Annotated in this window: 17 protein-coding genes; 2 read left to right on the top strand and 15 right to left on the bottom strand. The window is 33.4% G+C overall.

Features of this window, described 5'->3' with window-relative positions; translation table 11 throughout:
- Positions 1–82: 82 nt before the first annotated feature.
- The 9 genes from gap to ACKF5P_RS01480 all read right to left on the bottom strand — a co-directional run bounded on the left by gap (position 83) and on the right by ACKF5P_RS01480 (position 10265).
- On the bottom strand, positions 83–1078 hold the full coding sequence (gene gap / locus ACKF5P_RS01520) for a type I glyceraldehyde-3-phosphate dehydrogenase (protein WP_408955757.1): 996 nt from the start codon (positions 1076–1078) through the stop codon (positions 83–85).
- Between the two features lie 44 nt (positions 1079–1122).
- Positions 1123–2148 carry a sugar-binding transcriptional regulator gene (locus ACKF5P_RS01515; RefSeq protein WP_408955756.1) on the bottom strand — a complete coding sequence of 342 codons (1026 nt, stop codon included), beginning with the start codon at positions 2146–2148 and terminating at the stop codon, positions 1123–1125.
- Positions 2149–2558: 410 nt separating this feature from the next.
- Positions 2559–3494, bottom strand: coding sequence for a DNA-binding protein WhiA (gene whiA / locus ACKF5P_RS01510; RefSeq protein WP_408955755.1), 936 nt, complete (start codon positions 3492–3494; stop codon positions 2559–2561).
- A 30-nt stretch (positions 3495–3524) separates the two neighbouring features.
- Positions 3525–4823, bottom strand: a complete 1299-nt coding sequence (gene yvcK, locus ACKF5P_RS01505) for a uridine diphosphate-N-acetylglucosamine-binding protein YvcK (protein ID WP_408955754.1) — start codon at positions 4821–4823, stop codon at positions 3525–3527.
- 11 nt (positions 4824–4834) lie between these two features.
- Positions 4835–5698 carry an RNase adapter RapZ gene (gene rapZ / locus ACKF5P_RS01500; RefSeq protein ID WP_408955753.1) on the bottom strand — a complete coding sequence of 288 codons (864 nt, stop codon included), beginning with the start codon at positions 5696–5698 and terminating at the stop codon, positions 4835–4837.
- A 246-nt stretch (positions 5699–5944) separates the two neighbouring features.
- A complete protein-coding gene (locus ACKF5P_RS01495) occupies positions 5945–6676 on the bottom strand; it encodes a PHP domain-containing protein (protein WP_408955752.1) in 732 nt (243 codons plus the stop codon).
- A gap of 46 nt (positions 6677–6722) precedes the next feature.
- Entirely contained in the window at positions 6723–7463 is a 741-nt protein-coding gene (locus ACKF5P_RS01490; RefSeq protein ID WP_408955751.1) for a phosphatase, read from the bottom strand.
- A gap of 117 nt (positions 7464–7580) precedes the next feature.
- A complete protein-coding gene (locus ACKF5P_RS01485) occupies positions 7581–8477 on the bottom strand; it encodes a hypothetical protein (protein WP_408955750.1) in 897 nt (298 codons plus the stop codon).
- A gap of 588 nt (positions 8478–9065) precedes the next feature.
- The gene (locus ACKF5P_RS01480; protein ID WP_408955749.1) at positions 9066–10265 is read right to left on the bottom strand and encodes a glycosyltransferase family 4 protein; all 1200 of its coding nucleotides are present in this window, start codon (positions 10263–10265) and stop codon (positions 9066–9068) included.
- Between the two features lie 240 nt (positions 10266–10505).
- Here ACKF5P_RS01480 and ACKF5P_RS01475 point away from each other — a divergent pair, with 240 nt between their 5' ends.
- Positions 10506–12122, top strand: a complete 1617-nt coding sequence (locus ACKF5P_RS01475; RefSeq protein ID WP_408955748.1) for a glycoside hydrolase family 57 protein — start codon at positions 10506–10508, stop codon at positions 12120–12122.
- A complete protein-coding gene (locus ACKF5P_RS01470) occupies positions 12122–12898 on the top strand; it encodes a DUF4912 domain-containing protein (protein ID WP_408955747.1) in 777 nt (258 codons plus the stop codon). The genes ACKF5P_RS01475 and ACKF5P_RS01470 overlap by 1 nt, the downstream gene beginning before the upstream one ends.
- 71 nt (positions 12899–12969) lie before the next feature.
- Here the strand turns inward: ACKF5P_RS01470 and ACKF5P_RS01465 are convergent, their stop codons facing one another.
- The 6 genes from ACKF5P_RS01465 to ACKF5P_RS01440 form a co-directional block, all read right to left on the bottom strand.
- On the bottom strand, positions 12970–13287 hold the full coding sequence (locus ACKF5P_RS01465; RefSeq protein WP_408955746.1) for a carbohydrate-binding protein: 318 nt from the start codon (positions 13285–13287) through the stop codon (positions 12970–12972).
- 76 nt (positions 13288–13363) lie between these two features.
- Entirely contained in the window at positions 13364–14248 is an 885-nt protein-coding gene (locus ACKF5P_RS01460) for a glucodextranase DOMON-like domain-containing protein (RefSeq protein WP_408955745.1), read from the bottom strand.
- A 530-nt stretch (positions 14249–14778) separates the two neighbouring features.
- The gene (locus tag ACKF5P_RS01455; protein ID WP_408955744.1) at positions 14779–15246 is read right to left on the bottom strand and encodes a HutP family protein; all 468 of its coding nucleotides are present in this window, start codon (positions 15244–15246) and stop codon (positions 14779–14781) included.
- A 41-nt stretch (positions 15247–15287) separates the two neighbouring features.
- Positions 15288–16202 carry an HPr(Ser) kinase/phosphatase gene (hprK, locus tag ACKF5P_RS01450; protein WP_408955743.1) on the bottom strand — a complete coding sequence of 305 codons (915 nt, stop codon included), beginning with the start codon at positions 16200–16202 and terminating at the stop codon, positions 15288–15290.
- 315 nt (positions 16203–16517) lie between these two features.
- Positions 16518–17558: a nicotinate phosphoribosyltransferase gene (locus tag ACKF5P_RS01445; RefSeq protein ID WP_408955742.1), complete on the bottom strand. Its 1041-nt coding sequence runs from the start codon at positions 17556–17558 to the stop codon at positions 16518–16520.
- A 266-nt stretch (positions 17559–17824) separates the two neighbouring features.
- Positions 17825–18841: an alpha-hydroxy-acid oxidizing protein gene (locus ACKF5P_RS01440; protein ID WP_408955741.1), complete on the bottom strand. Its 1017-nt coding sequence runs from the start codon at positions 18839–18841 to the stop codon at positions 17825–17827.
- Positions 18842–18918 lie beyond the last annotated feature (77 nt).

Genomic DNA, 18918 nt, shown 5'->3' with positions numbered 1-18918 from the left:
CTAGTCACCAGTTACTAACTACCAATCACTAATTTGCAAGTTATTTTAGGGTCAGAAATTTCTGACCCTAAAATTAGCTGGACTACAATTTAAGTGCTAAATCAATAACTCGATTAGTGTAACTTAACTCATTATCATACCAAGAAATAATCTTAACCATATTCCCATTAACAACCATTGTAGATTTAGCATCTACTAAAGAAGAATGTTTAATTCCCATAATATCACGAGATACAAGTTCTTCTTCAGTATATCCTAAAATACCATTCATTTCGCCCTCTGCTTTCTCTTTCAATGCAGCATTTACCTCTTTTACCGTAACATCTTTCCCTAAAGTAAAGACCCCATCAACACAAGAACCGTTAGGAACTGGAACTCTCATTGCCATACCATCAATCTTACCTTCCAATTCAGGCAACACCTTAGTAGTTGCAATAGCAGCACCAGTAGTCGTTGGGATAATATTCTCAGCAGCAGCTCTACCTCTTCTTAACTTTCCAGAAGGAGCATCTAAGATAGCTTGAGTAGCAGTATAACCATGTACGGTAGTAATTAAAGCCTTCTCAATTCCAAATTCGTCATTTAAAGCTTTAGCTAATGGAGCTAAGCAGTTAGTAGTACAAGACGCATTAGAAACGATCTTATCATCATCAGATAAATCACCATCATTAACACCAAGTACAATAGTATTATCAATTTCATCTTTAGCTGGTACTGTTAAAAGAACCTTCTTCGCTCCAGCTTCTAAATGCTGTGCTATTTGTTCTTTCTTTCTAAACACACCGGTAGCCTCAATCACAACATCGATATCTTTTTCAGCCCACGGTAATTCAGTAGGCTCAGGAATTGCACTAACTGCTATTTCCTTACCATTAACCACTAGGTTACCTCCATTAACTTCCACAGATCCATCAAAACGACCATGTACAGAGTCATATCGTAATAGGTAAGCTAAAGTTTCAACATCAGTCAGGTCATTGATAGCAACAATCTCTACATCTTCTCCTCTTTCTTCAACTAATCTTAAAAAACCTCGCCCAATACGACCGAAACCATTAATTGCAATTTTTTTACTCATCTTAAGTCCTCCTTATGAATTTTAATTTCCTTGTAGATGATTTTTTAAGCTTTACTTGCTAACTCTAAAATGGCTCTAGCAGCTTCTTCATCAGTGATCAAAATATCCTGATGCTTCGCTGAAACAACAGCTAAGATTGCTTTTGCTTTGCTCTTACCTCCAGCAATAGCAATTACTTTTTTTATCTTAACCAATTCAGATAATTTTAACCCTACACTTGTTGTTGAATAAACAATCTCCCCTGCCTGATCAAAATAATAGCCAAAAGCTTCTCCAACAGCTCCAGACAGCTTCAATTGTTCAGCCTTAACAGTTGTCATACCTCTTCTTTGGGCCATTACTTCTACAGTTCCTATTCCATGAATTAAGATATCTGCCTTTTTAGAAAGTTCTAGAATTCCCTGGATTGAATCTTCAGTAATCAACTTAGAAATCGTCTCTTCTTTTAAATTATCTGGTATATGTAATAGATGATACTCTCCCCCCAATTTATCTGAGATTTTAGCTCCGATAGTATTTGCTTGAATTTCAACTCCTTCTCCTAACCCACCTCGGCCTGGTACTACTGTAACATCTAAATCTTCTTGACAAGGCAGCATCATTTCAGCTACAGTAGCTAAGGTAGTCCCACCAGTTACAGCAATAATATCATCTGTTGAGATTAAATCCTTTAAAAAATCAGCAGCAAACCTTCCCAACTCTTCTTGAGCTTGACCAGTATTTAAGCCACTGGGAACAATATAAACATCTACTCCTAGGAGTTTTTCTAATTGACGCTCTAAATCTGCAGTTCCTCTTAGCTCTTTAATATAACCATCTAGTTGCCACAATATTCTCTCACCACTAAGGGTAATTTTAGTACCAGCAGCAGTAGTTTCAATAAAATCCTTTTCTTTTAAAAAAGCCAAATGGTTACGAACAGTTCTTTCACTTAAGTTAAGCTTATTAGCTAAAGATCTACGACCAATCGGCTCCAATCGAGAAATATTCTTCAAGATACCATATCTTTTTTCAATAACCTTAATCAATTCCGGTGCTATCTCTTGTTGTAATTTAAAATAATCTAGCATACAAGATCCCCCAAGTTAAATCTCAATCAATACCTGATGCTTATTATCTCCATAATTAAGTATTTAATATACTGGAAATATAATCTCTTAATATTTAAATACTTCTAATTTACTTCTTAAATTTTATTAATTTAGAAATGATTGGGACATATATGTCCAGGTAGTATTTATTTGTCCCAATGCGGATAAAAATAAAGTTAGACAGCAGCTAATTTTATTCCACTTCTAAATCTTCTAGGCAAAGAATATAATTCCTGCAAAAAAAATAACTTTTTTAATAATACAAATAAATTAAATATAGCCTTTCTTTTATAAAATAATCTATTTATGTAAGGGCAAGCCTCGTATTAGCCCTAACTTCATGGGCCAACACTGGGATCTGCCCTATAAAATTTATTTTTCTACTGACACTAACTTTTCTTTAATTTATCAGCTACTTTTTTAATCCTTCTCAAACGATGATTAACGCCTGACTTACTTAAAGTTGGCTCTAATAATTCTCCTAACTCCTTTAAACTGGAATAAGGATTTTCCCTCCTCAACGCTGCTATTTCCTGCAAACTAGCTGGTAATTTATCTAAACCTTGCAAACTATCAATCAACTCGATATCTTCTAAATGATTTTGAGCTGCAATTACTGTTTTATTTAAATTAGCCGTTTCACAGTTAACAATTCGATTAACTCGATTACGGACTTCTTTATAAACACGAGCATTTTCAAACTGTAATACTGCCCAATCAGAACCAATCAAATTCATTACTTTAATAATATCATATGCTTTTTTTAAATATAATAAGTAACTACCATTTTTAGATCGGTATCTTAAATCAATCTCAAATTTGATACATAACTTCTGCAACTGTACCGCATATTCCTTAGAATTAACCGTCAACTCTAAATGATACTCACTATCAGGGTTACTTACCGAACCAGTAGCTAAAAAGACTCCACGCAAATAAGATCTTGCACAACAATCTTGAACTATCAATTCTTCTTTGATCTGATGATTAAGTTGATACTTACCTGTAATTAAACCACATTCAACTAAGATTTCTCTAACTCCTGGCTGAGGTGGTACTCTGATAATATAATAATTTTTTTTATCCAGATACATCTTTTTTCTAACTATTATATCTGTAAAAAAATCAAACTGTTCCTGCAATAATCTATAAATTCTTCTTGCAACAGCAGCATTCTTACTCTCTAATTTCAAAGCCAATTGTTGATTATCAATTCTTAAGCTACCATTAATTTTAACTAAAGCTGCCAATTCAGCTAACCTACAACATTTATCATCAAAATCTCGCCTTGCTATTTCATTTTTAACTTCATCTGTAAATGACATACATTCTCCCACCTTCTACTGCTTACATACTTAAAAATAATTATTCTTTCCCTCAATAATTAAATTCATAATTACTCTAGCTAATTTATCATAATCATGCCTAACCAGATTAGATTGACTAATTACAGGTTCATGAAGCACCTTAACACCTTGTTCTTTTAATCTAGTTAAATCTACCTCTACCGGCTCTGCTCCCTCTTGAGCATACTTTTTAATCAAACTTAGATCTACTTTTTCACTATTGACCAACACATGATCAACAATTTGATCTCCTACATGATCATATAATGCCTGTACATGATCACCAGCTGTATAATGATCTGTCTCACCAGGCTGGGTCATTACATTACAGACATATAATTTAAAAGCATCTGCCTTTTTAATCTCAGCTGTTAATTCCTCAACTAATAAATTAGGTAAAATACTGGTATATAAACTACCAGGCCCTAACACAATTGCATCTGCTTCTTTAATAGCAGTTAAGGCTTCAGGTAAAGGTTTACTATCAGCTGGCTCAATAAAGACCTCTTGAATTTCACCTTTAACTTTAGGTATCTGCGATTCACCAGTAATAATTGTGCCATCTTTTAACTTAGCAGATAAATGTAAATCTTCTAAAGTAGAAGGCAAAACCTGCCCTTTAATAGCCAATACCTTACTTGACTCTTTTACTCCTTGTTCAAAATCACCCAATAACTCAGACATAGTTGCTATAAATAAGTTACCAAAACTGTGCCCTTTTAACTCATCACCTTTATTGAAACGATATTGGAATAGTTTTTCCATTAATGGTTCAGTATCTGCTAAAGCAACTAAACAATTTCTAATGTCACCTGGCGGTAAAATGCCTAGTTGATCCCGCAAAACCCCTGAACTTCCTCCATCATCAGCAACAGTTACAACAGCAGTAATATTATTAGTAAATTTCTTTATGCCTCTTAGCATGGTAGATAGCCCTGTTCCGCCCCCAACAACAACTATCTTTGGCCCTTTCTTTAAGTACCTTTTTTGATATAATAATTCAACTAAATCATCTTCTCTATCAGGTAATACAGCTTCTAAAATAGAATCAACCATCTTTCTAGTCCCCAGCAAAACTATTAAAATTCCTCCTATAATCAAACTAATTCCAATTAATTTGTGAATTAAGTCAGCCAAATCACCAACTAAACTGTCTAAAAAATTAATTACTGAACCTTCAACTAAACTTAACGATTGAAAGCTGACAACTACTGCTACTCCAACTCCGACTAAAATAACCCCAATCGTAATTACAAATAACCACCTTTTAAATTTCAAACCAGGATAAAACCACTTAAACCCCTTCATCCATCACACTCCTATTTGTCAGAATCACGATGCTCAATCAATACATTATATTCATTTTTTAACTCTTGGTATAGCTTTTCAGCTAAAGTAACAGAACGATGTTTACCACCTGTACAACCTATAGCAATCATCAAATGAGACTTCCCTTCCTTAATATATTGAGGTATTAAAAATCTAATCATATCAAACAATTTATATTTAAACTTTTGAGTAATCGGCCATTTCAATACATAATCCTGTACTTTTTTATCTTTTCCAGTTAGTGGTTGCAATGAATCAATATAGTGTGGATTAGGTAAGAATCTGACATCAAACATTAAATCAGCATCTAATGGTACTCCATATTTAAATCCAAAGGATAAAACTGACAGATTTAACTGTCTCTCATTCTTTCTTTCAATAAAATCTTGTTGAATCTTCTTCTTAAGCTCCTTAGGAGTTAAACTGCTAGTATTAATAATCTTGTGAGATTTCCTTCTTATTTTTTCTAATTTTTCACGTTCTAAATTAATAGCTTCCAAAATTCTTCCTTGCCGGGCCAACGGATGACGTCTTCTCGTCTTCTTAAATCTATTAATTAATATTTCTGTCTCTGCTTCTAAAAATAAAATTCTATAATCAGCAATAATGTTTTTTAATTTAGCTAACTCAGCAAATAGATTATCAAAAAAATCTCCACCCCTCATATCAACCACTAAGGCTACTTGGTTTATCTCCCCTTTAGACTGCCGACATAACTCTGCAAACTTAGTGATTAAAGCAGGTGGGAGATTATCGACACAAAAAAAACCAACATCTTCAAGAATTTTAACTGTCTCTGATTTACCTGCCCCCGACATTCCAGTAATGATTACAAAATCAAGCTTATCTTCCATCTGGCCCCTCCCATTCTAATTAATAATTATTAGTTAAGTCCACCCAATTAGATAGATAACTACAAATCATAAGTAGTACCTTCTTTAATTAAAACTTGAATTTAATTATAAACTGTAACCTGTAAATTTTAAATAGCTCCTATTTAACCTTAAATCAAAGCTTAATCTTAATTATACCATTACTTCCCGAATTAATAAACTAGCAACTTATATCTGTCATTTTAGCAATGTTCATTTCTTAGTCTTTTAAACAACATTGATAATATCTTCCACACCTAACCCAGCATTTCTAGCTACTTGTAACGCTGGCTCTACTCGCCCTACATCAGCTGGCTTATGAGCATCACTGCCTAAGCTGAACTTTATATTTTCATCAGCTGCAACCTTTACAAACTCTTCATTTAAATAGCCATGGCTGGCATTTATCTCTAGAGCTGTATCACTCTTAGCTGCTTCTTGGGCCAACATTTGAGTATCAATATTGATTCGATAACCTGGGTGTGTGATAATATCTATCGGATAATTATGCATAGCATTAATTAAAGCTCCGGTATTCTTCTCTCTAATTGTAGTTGCTTTCAACCCCAATTTATAAGTAATCAAATTATTAAAGATAATCCCTACTCCATCTCGCCAACTTAGTGGCTTGATCGGTAGATGTAGACCTACCAATACAACGTCCAATTCTTCTAAAATAAATCGTGGTAGATCTAATTTACCATCCAAGCTAATCACATTTGCTTCTACTCCCGTCAAGACCTTAATCTCTGGATATAACCGATCATACTTATCTACTTCCCTTTTTATTTCCAGGAAGGTGGCAGCATCTTTGACCCCAAACCCATAACAAGCTGGCCCATGATCAGAAATAGCTATTCTTTCTAACCCTTCAGTGATCGCTACCTCTATATTCTCCCTAATACTCCCTTTACCATGGCTATAAAGGGTATGAGTATGATAATCAGCATTCAACCGCATCAAATTCACCCCGATAATATTTTATCTCTTTTTCAACAAATGAATACTATTTTCTCTCCAACAATCCTTCTTTTACCTCTCTTTTGGTATTAATAAAATCTAGAACTTGTTGGGCAGAGGTATTTAAGATATCATCTGTTGTCAATTCTGCTTTCTTAACCAACTCCAAAGCTAAATCAAACTTACCAACCTGCTCAAAGTAATGGGCATCAGTACCTAGTGAAAGCCTAAGACCTATCTCCTTAGCCTTCTTAGCAATCTCTAAACACCTTTCTTTACTACCTGGCCGACTATAATAAGAACTATTATTTATCTCTAATAAAGTCTGCTCCTCTTTAGCAACTTCTAATACCTCATCAATCTCAACTTTATATTCTGGATTACCAGGGTGAACTATAATATCTACCACTGGATTACGTATTGTATTGATCATTGCCTCAGTATTTTCTTCTTTACTGCGTGGATTATAACCAGCCCCAATATGAAAACCAGCCAGGACAAGATCTAATTTAGCCAATACTTCAACCGGCAAATCCAGTTGGCCCCACCCATCAAATACATTAGCTTCTACCCCTTTAATGATTCTAATACCATCTATTCTTTCTGGAAGAACTCTTAAGTTACCAAAATGATAGTAATGTGGCCCCCCAGGCATATTTGGCCCGTGATCTGTGATAGCCACTATCTCAACTCCATTCTGTTTAGCACCTGCTGCCATCTCTTTAACAGTAGAATAAGCATGACCACTAGCAATCGTATGAGTATGTAAATCAGCTACTAAATCCATTAATCCATCTCCTCCTTCTATATAACTCAAATTTTTTTATCTAACCTTTTCAAGTTTAAAAGAATTTAGTTCAATTTATTATTGCAATTTAGGAAAAATATTATTTAATTTACGTGCTTAAATAAAAATACCTAATCTTGCTCCTATAATACCTACCAAAGCTAAAATAAAGTATCCTTCAATCCCTGTTAATTTAAATAACCTCAACACAGCAAAAATCGCTAATAAAGCTTCTGCCCACAATATGTATTGTAATTTGCTTATACTATAAAAAGTATTAAAGTTTAAAATTAATGGAGTTGTTAATACAACCAAGCCAATTAAAGCAAATCTGAAATAATCCTTAAACTCTAAAATATTAGTTCTATCCCACAAATAATATAAACTATACCAAGCTATTGGAAATAATAATATCCCCCAGTAATAATTATTATATACCAAAGTAGATGTAATTATAGTAGCCAAAGCATAAGAATAATACCAAATATTATCTCGGTGAAACAACGGTTTAACCCCTTGAATTAAAAATATAGCCAATCCAATAACAGGAAATAATCCAGCAATAATTGACAGTTCGGATAAAAATTGAACTGGCGTTGCTCCTAGTAATCGCTGCACTACTGGCACACTAAATAAGATCAACAAGTTAAAGATTAACAAAACAAAAACAAAATATTTACTCCCTTCTAAAAACTCAAAGGTTTCCTGAAAAGCAAATGATAAAATCAGGACTAAACTTAAATTTAAAATTAAACTTATATTTCCTGATAAAACAGTTAAAGTAACAGCTAATAAACTTACTAATAAGCCGTATTTAAAACCAGCATTATATTCAACTAGATTACTTCCCCAAATCAACTCTACTATGACTCCAATAGTAACCCCTGTGCTAAAACCTTCAGGCCCTAACAAGCTACCTAAAAGCGGGGCCAACACAATCGGATGAAATAAAACCTTCCCTCTAAAATCAAGTTGCCGTCTAATATAAACTAACCCCGTAATCAATAAAGCCAATATTAAGTTTAATATTCTTATTCACTCCTTTACTATTTATTTCGTCTAATTATTGTTTCCATAATTAGTTATATTCTCCTTCTTTTAAAATTACATTGTATTGATATACAGTGGCACTTTTCCTTTATAAAAATCACACTCAAAACCATGTTTACGAAAAAATTAAAAACCAAACTTTCTTCCGTGCTACCTTTTTTCTTGATAAAAAAGTAGCCAAAAAATCAAGAAGAATTTGAATTTGTGCAACTATTAAAATCAAATCTCTCTTACTTAAAACATTAAGATCAATTTGTAAAATTATCTGCCCTTATCGCAGTCGCATAATTCTTCCAATAAAATCAAAACCCTGCAATCTAAAATTTAATCATTAAGGACATTTTGCAGTAATATCTATATTTTTAACAAATTATTATTTTAAATTAGTGTTAATTTGCGTTCATTCGTAGTTCCCTGTTTTTTTGAAAGTGCCACAATATTGTAATAAAGCTTCACAACCTCCTGCTTCTGCTAAGTATTAAATAACATCTTAAAATCAAAAAAGAGAGATCTGCAATCTCCCTTTAAAGAAAATTCTATTCAACTAAGAGATCACATCACAACCTCTTCTTCCCAGTCACTAGTTTCATACTCAGCTAAGACCTCACGATAGACCTCGACAGTCTGCTCACCAATACTGGTCCAAGTATAATCCTCTTTAGCTTCTTGATAAGCATTGTCGACCATATTCTTAGTCAGTGATTGATCATATAGAATCTTAAGTATATTTGACGCTAAAGATTTACTATCATCTGGATAACTCTTCAATCCATTACGGCGATGTTCGACTATCTCTCCTAGTCCACCAACATCTGAAACTACTAATGGAGTCTTAGTGACCATTGCTTCTAAAGCAACAATCCCAAATGGCTCATATAAACTAGGGAAAACAGCTACATCTGCTATTTGATACAAAGAATTCCTCAATTTTTCTCGAGCATAACCGGTAAAATAAACATACTGAGCAATACCTAATCTTCTGGCTTGAGCTTTCAAATCCTCCTCTTTTGGCCCATTCCCAGCAATAATAAATTTAGTTTGTGGACTATACTTTAAAATTTGTGGTACAGCCTCTAATAGGACTTGAACTCCTTTCTCTTGTACTAACCTACCAATAAAGAAGACAATATTCTCTTCAGGATGAGCAAAGTTAGATCTAAAATCACGATCATATTGAGCAGAAAAATTATCTTCTTTAACACCATTTCTAATAACTTTAACCTTGTCTTGAGGCAAGGAAAAATGTCCAGTTACCTCATTTTTCATATAATTGCTACAACATATTACCTTCCAAGCTTCATAAGTTGTCCACCATTCAATATCATTGATATATTTTTGTTCTTCATTATGAATACCATGATTTCTACCAACTTCAGTAGCATGAATAGTCGTTACTAGCGGTAAGGCATAAGTATGTTTCAGAGTTTGACTAGCAAAAGTTACTAACCAATCATGGCTATGAATCAGATCAATTTGATTATTATTTACAATTGAAATTGCCTTTTCCAGTAATTTATAATTAAGCAACATAACCCATGAAGAAAAGTCAGGTGTAGAAATTTTAGGAGTATAAACTCGATAAATATGCATTCCATCTTTTTGCTCATACTGTGATGTATCTTCTGTTCCTTGTGTCACCAGATAAACTTCAATCCCCTTCTTAGATAATTCAGGCAATAAATCATATAAATGACTGGCCAATCCTCCCTTGCTATATGGTGGATATTCCCAAGACAAGACTAATACTTTCATTTCTTCCCCTCCCAGTTTATATCAATACTTTCAAGTAAAATATCTAATTTATAATTTTACAATTCGATTCAAAATATAACAGTGTCCTATGAATTATGCTTTCTGTATTGTTATTAGCTGAATTTTTATCTTTAATTATAAACTTACCTGCTTACCTTTTTTTATTCATCCTAAAATGAATATCTTAACTTTAAATTTAGCATATTAATAAAAGTAATCCTTATAATTGGAGGTGACTTAATGAATAAAAATGGATTGCTATCTATAATTTTACATGCTCATTTGCCTTACGTTCGACATCCAGAGGATAAGCATGTTTTAGAAGAAGAATGGCTTTATGAAGCAATTACTGAAACTTATATTCCATTGATCAAAGTATTTTCAAACCTGATTCATGATGGAGTCAATTTTAACCTTACACTTTCACTATCTCCAACTTTAATCTCTATGCTTACAGATGATTTACTCCAACAACGTTATCTAGATTATTTAGATGACTTAATCAAGCTCAGTAATAAGGAACTACGTCGAACTAAAAACAATCCAGAACTATATCATTTAGCCCAGATGTATCAGCAAAATTTTTTAGATGCTAAAAAAATTTGGAGGGCTTATGATGGAAATTTAATTACTGCTTTTAAGAAATTTCAGACTCTTAATCTACTAGAAATAATTACTTGTCCTGCTACCCATGGCTATCTGCCTTTGATGAAATTATATCCTGAATCTGTTAAAGCTCAAATCAAACTAGGTATCAAGACTTATCAGCAGCATTTTGATCGTAAACCAGCAGGAATTTGGATTCCAGAATGTGGTTATTATCCTGAACAAGATCAATTTTTATGGGAAGAAGGTATTCGTTACTTCTTTACTGATAGTCATGGTATCTTAAATTCAAAACCTAAACCACATTATGCTAATTTTGCTCCTATCTATTGTCCTTCTGGAGTAGCAGCTTTTGCTAGAGATTTAGAATCATCAAAACAGGTCTGGAGTGCTACAGAAGGTTATCCTGGCGATTATGATTATCGTGAATTCTATCGTGACATTGGCTATGATCTAGATTATGATTATATTAAACCGCATCTTCATCCTGAAGGCTTTAGAAAACAAACCGGCATCAAATATTATAGAATTACTGGTGAAGATAGCCATAAAGAACTCTATAAACCTCATTGGGCCAAAGAAAAGGCAGCTATCCATGCTGGAAACTTTTTGTTTAATCGCCAAGTTCAAGTAAAATATCTTAACCAGCAGATGGATAGAACTCCGATTATTATTTCACCTTATGATGCTGAACTATTTGGACATTGGTGGTATGAAGGGCCAACTTGGTTAGAGTTTTTAATCAGAAAGATAGCCTATGATCAACAAGAAATTTCATTAATCACCCCTAGTCAGTATCTAGATAAATATCCAATTAATCAAGTTGCAACTCCATCTCAATCAAGTTGGGGTGATGCGGGATACAACCAAGTCTGGTTAAATCAAACTAATGACTGGATTTATCCTAAGCTTCATCAAAATACTGAAAAAATGATTGATTTAGCTAACAAAATAACCAATCCTAATCAATTGGAAGAAAGAACACTTAATCAACTTGCTAGGGAGTTATTATTGGCCCAAAGCAGTGATTGGGCATTCATTCTCAAAACAGATACAATGACAGAGTATGCTACTAGACGCCTTAATCAACACTTTAAAAATTTCGAAAAGCTGTATAAACAGTTACAACAAAGTAATATTAACAGAGACTATTTAAAAGAATTAGAGAATAAAAATAATTTATTTCCAAACTTAAATTATAAAGTTTACCAAAGTAATAAGAATGCTAACTATAAAGAGGTGATTATTTAATGTTGCTATTAATTTATTCTTTAATTGCCATTCTAATCAGTGGAGTAATCTTTTACTTCCTGTGGCTTAAAAGAGATGATCCAGAAGTAAAGTCAGAATTAAATCAACAACAGAATGATTCAAAACCAGACTTAAATAAATTAAATTATGATCTAGAAGCTGGAGAAGAGCTAACTGATTTTGATGCTGATTTTCAGCCTAATTTCTTAATCAGTCACTACTGGAGAAAAGGTATTGGCAAACAAGCAGAAGACTTTACTCGCCTCCCTTCTGATGCTTATTTAAATATCCCTCCCATTGCTCAAGAAATACTAGATGGTATTAGAGAAGATATCTGTAACAATAAATTAGTAATACTGACTCAATCTCCAGAATCGATACATGCTTATTGGGATGTGTCAGGCTTAGACTCAGAGGAGGGCCAACCAACTCTTAGAGTCTATGATCTTACAGCAGGATTAGAGGGAATAACTGATAATTATTTTGACGTAGAAATCTCACCTACTACTGACAATTGGTATATTGAAGTACCAAATAAAGATCATGAATATTATGCAGAGATCGGTTTATTAACAGATAATCATCTGTTTATCTCCTTAGCAAAATCAAACTCTATATTAACCCCTACTGACCAGCCTGAATTTGAATATGGTGAATTATGGATGAAGGTTGTTGGTCAACAAAAGGAGTATGTTCACTATCAAGCTAATGCTTCTTTAGAGTCTAACCATGAAATTTCAAATACTTCTTCTACTGCTTTAATCAAAGAAGACTGATTTTTTAACAGTTAATAAAAAGATAAAGAGCCTTTGAGTTAACTCAAAGGCTCTTTATCTTTTAACTATCTTTAACTATATTGTTGACCATTATGCACTTCAAAACTCCAATTATGTCCGGCATTATTATCCCAGTTATCCGCTGCATCTTTAAAACAAAAATTTAATCTTTCAGTAGTATTGACCCTTAATTGAGCACTCCATTCTCCTTGAGAACTAGGTTCCATTTTAATATTTGTTACCTCACGCCAATTATCATTATAGCCAACCCCAGCATGTAAATAAACTTCATCTGCTCCCTCATTTGTCAACAATCCTTTATAACTAACTGTCACTTTCTCTCCAGCACTAATTGGTGTTGGGTTTACTATCACTTCTGAATGATCCAACTTAACACCCTCCTTTAATAGCATTTAACTATAGTATTTACAATAGTCATCGTCTTATGATAGACAATTTTTGTTATTAACTACTCCGCTCAGCTACTTTATTTAATAAAAATTTAATTACTGCTCCAATTAAAGATAGTAACAGTAATATTATAAATCCAAAAATGATAATAAGTTTAAAATGCAAATCTAAAGAAGGGCCAACTGCTTTAATAGTAGCCAACTGCTTCTTTTCTAGATCAAAGCTTCCTAGAATCTCTTTTTGTTCCATTCCTTCAGGTACTAAAATATCTAAAACATTGGGGTTTAGCTCAGTATTCGTTCCTCCTCCAAATTTCCAGCCAGTTGCCTCTTCTTGTACTTCTCGATAATTATCATAACCAAAGCCATCTAATGACCCTACTAAGACATAATAATGTGCCTTTTCTAAATCACCTAACTTCTGTTGTGGAATAGTAACTTTAATCGTTTGATTATCATCTAACACTTCTATATTCCCTTCCTCAATCCTTCCATCTATCTCAGGATCAGCCCTATAATCAAAAATTTCCAATGACCAACCAGTGATCTTGATCAATTTATTCCAAGGATGTCGCTCCTCAAATTGAACATTAGCCCCAGGTTTAAAGGTATCTGTTCTACCACCATCTTGATTATCAATATAGACCTGAATTAACTGATGGCTAAAGCCATATTTAGCATGCCAAGGATTGGTCACTTCTACAAATTTAAAATAAAAATTATAGTTATTATCTTCTTCTTCTACTCTAAAATAAGTCAAGTCAAATAAACCTTGATACGGTTCAAATTGTTCACTTTTGGGATAGAGATAGGTACCTGGTCCATATTCATCACCAATTGAATCTTCCATTTCAAAGATAACATTATTTCCAGCTCGAGCAGAAACTGAAATTAATAACATAACTAAGCTAAGAAGTAATATCCCCTTAATTCTCTTCATTAAAACCTCCCCTTTAAAAATCCTCTTAACTATTGTTATGAAATGAGACAAGGGAATATTATTACCATAATTTAAAAAACTCCGTTCAAATAATTTAAACGGAGTTAACTGGCTAATGTATATGTTCAACTATAAAGTGAAGCTAAATTGATATATTGTGTCACTTTTCCTTTATAAAAATCACACTCAAACCCATGTTTACGAAAAAATTAAAAATCAAACTTTCTTCCGTGCTACCTTTTTTCTTGATAAAAAAGTAGCCAAAAAATCAAGAAAAATTTGAATTTGTGCAACTATTAAAATCAAATCTCTCTTACTTAAAACATTAAGATCAATCTGTAAAATTATCTGCCCTTATCGCAGTCGCATAATTCTTCCAATAAAATCAAAACCCTGCAATCTAAAATTTAATCATTAAGGACATTTTGCAGTAATATCTATATTTTTAACAAATTATTATTTTAAATTAGTGTTAATTTGCGTTCATTCGTGGTTCCCTGTTTTTTTGAAAGTGCCACAATATTGTAATATTATTCATCAATTAAACCATAATAGTGAACACCTAATCCAGAAATTTCATGATCAATATCTAACCCTGGAATTCCTATCTTCCCATGAACTGCTACAGCTAAATGAGCATCTTTTTTAACAATTCCAATCTTGATTCCTGCTCCGGAAATACCACTCATTGGCCCATTAAGAGCTACTAAAGCCCGCTCAACACATCTAGTTAAAACCCTACGATCTTGAATCCCTTCATCAATAACATCTCCTTTTACAGCAGCCCCTAATGTATTTCGTAACACTTTATTTTTAAGTTGCTCTCCTTTGCCACCAGCCCGTGTGATAACGGCCTTATAACCTGTTGAAATAAAAGTCTCAACCAGCTTATCATCATGCTGATCATCAACCATAGCTAAAACTGTTGCAATCTTACCTATTGTTCTTTCTCCATCTACTTTAATAATATCTTCTACTGAAAAATCATTCAGTTTCATTTATATTCACCTCAATTCAAGGGATATTTTTGACTACAAAATTAACTTTTCAATTCATTTTCTAACCGTTTAGTAAACTCTTCAGCAGCATTATATCCTGTGCTCTTTAAGCGAAAATTCATTGCTGCTACTTCTATCACCATCGCCAAATTCCTTCCTGGTTTAACAGGTATTACTAATTTAGGGAGAGTAACTCCTAATATTTCAACTGATTCATCTTTTAATCCTAACCGGTCATAATTCTTCTTTTGATCCCATTTTTCTAATTGAATCATCAAATCTATATCCTGTACCTCTCGAATTGCTCCTGCTCCAAAAAGGGTTTTAACATTGATAATTCCTAACCCTCTTAATTCTAAATGATGTTTAGATAACTCTGGTGAAGAACCAATTAAACTACTTCTCATCACACGCTTAATTATTACTGTATCATCTGTTATCAAGCGATGTCCTCTTTTTACTAGATCTAATGCACTCTCACTCTTACCAATTCCACTACTTCCTTTAATCAAAATCCCAACTCCATAGACTTCAACTAAAACTCCATGCTTTATAACTTGAGGAGCAAACTTTTTTTCTAAATAAGTAGTTAAACGACTAATAAAACTTGTAGTTGAATAATCAGTACTTAAAATTGGAACCTGCTTTTTCTCAGAGATCTCAATTAATTCTGCTAATGGTTCTAACCCTCTAGTAATAATAATACAAGGTATTTCATATCCCAAAAACTTGTTCAATCTTGCTTCCAATATTTCTGACGGTAATTCATTCAAAAAAGAAGTTTCCGTTTTCCCTAAAATCTGAACTCTTTCAGGAGTAAAGTGATCAAAAAAACCGGCTAACTCTATCCCTGGCCTTTTGATATCACTTAATGTTATTTGGTTTTCAATAGACGTTTGGTTTAACTGTTTCAATTTAAATTTATCAACTATCTCTTCCACAGCTATTTGATTCATAATACCCTGACCCCTTTTTAATCTAATTAATCCCTCCAACTGACAACATCAAAATCTCACTCTTCTAACTAAATACTACTTATAGCTTCCTTTTGTATCATTTTCCCCCTCATTACAACTAATATTAATTAATAATTTATATTTACGATTTCACCTATAATTTCTTAATAATCAGACATTTTATTCCAGTTTTCAATTAAATTAAAGAGTTCACTCTCCTTTATTTACTTCTTGATATACTGCAAAACTCCTGCACTAGAAATCAATAAATGACACTATACGACAAGAAAAAAGAGCCAATTAAGGCTCTTTTTTCTATAATACTCTTTTTAATTTTGGATTATCAGTCTGCCCAGGGATTCTACCCCTTTTAGCTATTGGCTTACCTGCAATCTCCTTTAAATCCATCGTCATATTAATTCCCTTAGCTCCTGAAATATAACTACCAACACCAAAGCCATCTGCTCCTAATTCTACTAATTCTTTAATTCTTGAAGGATTCAATCCACCAGATATAAAAATATTAATATCATTATGTCCAGCCTGATCTAAGCGGGCTCTAACTTCCTTTACTAATCCAGTAGTCACTCCACCACGTTCAGAAGCAGTGTCTAATCTGATTCCATCCAAATTACTTTTTAACTTTTCAGCAACCCTTAATGCTTCGACAGCTTCATCTTGAAAAGTATCAACTAAAATAATTCGTGGTGCATCTTCAGGCATAAATTCATGATATGCTTGAGCTACCTCCAAAGTATCACCAACTGTTAAGATCAAGGCATGAGGCACCGTACCTGATGGCTCTGTTTCTCCAAGCTTAGCCCCTAAGATACAACTAGCTCCATCAGCTCCACCAACTAAAGCAGCACGCTCCATTACTGGAGCAACAGCAGGGTGTAAATGACGAGCTCCAAAACATAACATCGGCTTATCTCCAGCAGCCTCTTTACACTCCTTAGCAGCAGTAGCCCAGCCACTTGAACTAGATAGAGTACCTAACATAGCTGTTTCAAATATCCCAAAATCACTATAAGCCCCTTCAATCCTCATTACAACCTCTTTTTTTTCTATATTCATTCCCTCTTCTAAAGCCCACACTTTAACATCCTTTTTCTGTAATAAATTTAAGGCTTCATCAATTCCAGCTAAAACCCCAGCATTATTAGCAAAAATCTCAGCTACAACCTGAGTCTCAGCTTGATTTAATTTGTTCAAAATTTCCCTTGTCTTAATAAAGTAAATATCAGTAGTTGCTCCTCTTTCTATTTCTTGATGCGTAGCAGAAAAAAGTTTTCTATTATCATCTGTTTTAAAATCTTTAACATCATTTAAGTTACTAAATTCTTTAAATTTCATTAACCATTTTCCTCCCTGCTTCAAATCATTACTTTGCTCTTATTATTTCCAAGCCACATTAAATTTACTATTTTAAAATCTAAAGCTTAATATTAGCTGTCAGGCGTCAGCCAGTTCAAAACCTTTCCAAATTAAAATCAGAAAAGATAAGAACTTTTGATGCTTTTAATTTTCATTAAAGTTTAAGTTATTTTTATTGATAACTAACAACTGACAGCTGATTGATGTGGCAAATTATTGTAATAAAATTTTATTTTTACTAATCACTATCTCCACAAAATATTAGAGCTAATATCCGCAATACTATTGCAGCCAGTCAGAATCATTGCTTTTTTTAATTCAGTCGTTAAATCATCTAACAACAACTTAAACCCTTCTTTACCGCCACCAAAAGCAGCAATAATCAATGGTCTAGCAACTAAGACTGCATCTGCTCCTAAAGCCAATGCCTTCAATATATCAACTCCAGCTCTGATTCCACCATCAACCAAAATCGTTGCTTCATCTCCTACTTCTGCAACTATCTTTGGTAAAACTTCAGCTGTACCAGGTGTTGTATCTAATACCCGTCCTCCATGATTAGAAACAACAATTGTTTCAACCCCAACATCTACAGCTAATCTAGCTTCATCAACGGTCATAACTCCTTTTAAGATCAATGGCAATTCAGTACTGGCAACTAAATCCTCTAACTCTTCTTTACTTTTAGGGCCAACAGGCTGATTCTTCAACGCCATAGTAATTAACCCAGCTCCATCAACATCAATTCCTATCGCTTTACTACCAGCCTTTTCTGCCATCTTGATCCGCTTTTTAATCTCATCCTGTTCACGAGGCTTAATAATTGGGATTCCAAAACCATCACAAGATTCAATAACCTCTACCCCTACATCATAAACTGTTGGATCTCCACTATCTCCGGTCATAGCAATTGTACCAAACTCCTTACTACCCTCTACTACTATCTTAGTATACTCCTTTTCTGATAAAGCTCCCCCCATATTATATTGACTACCAGTTACCGGAGCCTTAAGAATAGGAGTAGATAACTCTTCTCCTAGAATATCAACACTTGTATCAGGATCATCTGCCTGATGTAAAGTTCGCAATTGTAATTTATAATCTTGCCAGGCTGATAAGTTAGCTTGAAAAGAAGAACCGGTTCCTGCTCCTCCCATTCCAGGAACTTCTCCTTTACAAGCCTTCCCATCACATACAGGACAGACCCGACAATAACCTTTCATCTTTTCTCTAGCAATTTGATAGATCTCTTCTAACTCCATTTTCAACCCCCTTAAAAATTATTCAGAAATCAGACATCAGTAATTAGATTAAATAGTAAGTTTAAAAGGTTTTAAAA

It is taken from the genome of Natroniella sp. ANB-PHB2 (genome assembly GCF_046097105.1).
Classification (GTDB): Bacteria; Bacillota; Halanaerobiia; order Halobacteroidales; family Halobacteroidaceae; genus Natroniella.
The sequence above is the reverse complement of the archived record's forward strand: the minus strand, read 5'-3'. Positions and strand labels throughout refer to the sequence as shown.

What these genes read in the sequence shown, in the direction of transcription:
- gap (WP_408955757.1), bottom strand. Translation starts at nt 1,078, where the DNA reads ATGAGTAAAAAAATTGCAATTAATGGTTTCGGTCGTATTGGGCGAGGT.
- ACKF5P_RS01515 (WP_408955756.1), bottom strand. Translation starts at nt 2,148, where the DNA reads ATGCTAGATTATTTTAAATTACAACAAGAGATAGCACCGGAATTGATT.
- whiA (WP_408955755.1), bottom strand. Translation starts at nt 3,494, where the DNA reads ATGTCATTTACAGATGAAGTTAAAAATGAAATAGCAAGGCGAGATTTT.
- yvcK (WP_408955754.1), bottom strand. Translation starts at nt 4,823, where the DNA reads ATGAAGGGGTTTAAGTGGTTTTATCCTGGTTTGAAATTTAAAAGGTGG.
- rapZ (WP_408955753.1), bottom strand. Translation starts at nt 5,698, where the DNA reads ATGGAAGATAAGCTTGATTTTGTAATCATTACTGGAATGTCGGGGGCA.
- ACKF5P_RS01495 (WP_408955752.1), bottom strand. Translation starts at nt 6,676, where the DNA reads ATGCGGTTGAATGCTGATTATCATACTCATACCCTTTATAGCCATGGT.
- ACKF5P_RS01490 (WP_408955751.1), bottom strand. Translation starts at nt 7,463, where the DNA reads ATGGATTTAGTAGCTGATTTACATACTCATACGATTGCTAGTGGTCAT.
- ACKF5P_RS01480 (WP_408955749.1), bottom strand. Translation starts at nt 10,265, where the DNA reads ATGAAAGTATTAGTCTTGTCTTGGGAATATCCACCATATAGCAAGGGA.
- ACKF5P_RS01475 (WP_408955748.1), top strand. Translation starts at nt 10,506, where the DNA reads ATGAATAAAAATGGATTGCTATCTATAATTTTACATGCTCATTTGCCT.
- ACKF5P_RS01470 (WP_408955747.1), top strand. Translation starts at nt 12,122, where the DNA reads ATGTTGCTATTAATTTATTCTTTAATTGCCATTCTAATCAGTGGAGTA.
- ACKF5P_RS01460 (WP_408955745.1), bottom strand. Translation starts at nt 14,248, where the DNA reads ATGAAGAGAATTAAGGGGATATTACTTCTTAGCTTAGTTATGTTATTA.
- ACKF5P_RS01455 (WP_408955744.1), bottom strand. Translation starts at nt 15,246, where the DNA reads ATGAAACTGAATGATTTTTCAGTAGAAGATATTATTAAAGTAGATGGA.
- hprK (WP_408955743.1), bottom strand. Translation starts at nt 16,202, where the DNA reads ATGAATCAAATAGCTGTGGAAGAGATAGTTGATAAATTTAAATTGAAA.
- ACKF5P_RS01445 (WP_408955742.1), bottom strand. Translation starts at nt 17,558, where the DNA reads ATGAAATTTAAAGAATTTAGTAACTTAAATGATGTTAAAGATTTTAAA.
- ACKF5P_RS01440 (WP_408955741.1), bottom strand. Translation starts at nt 18,841, where the DNA reads ATGGAGTTAGAAGAGATCTATCAAATTGCTAGAGAAAAGATGAAAGGT.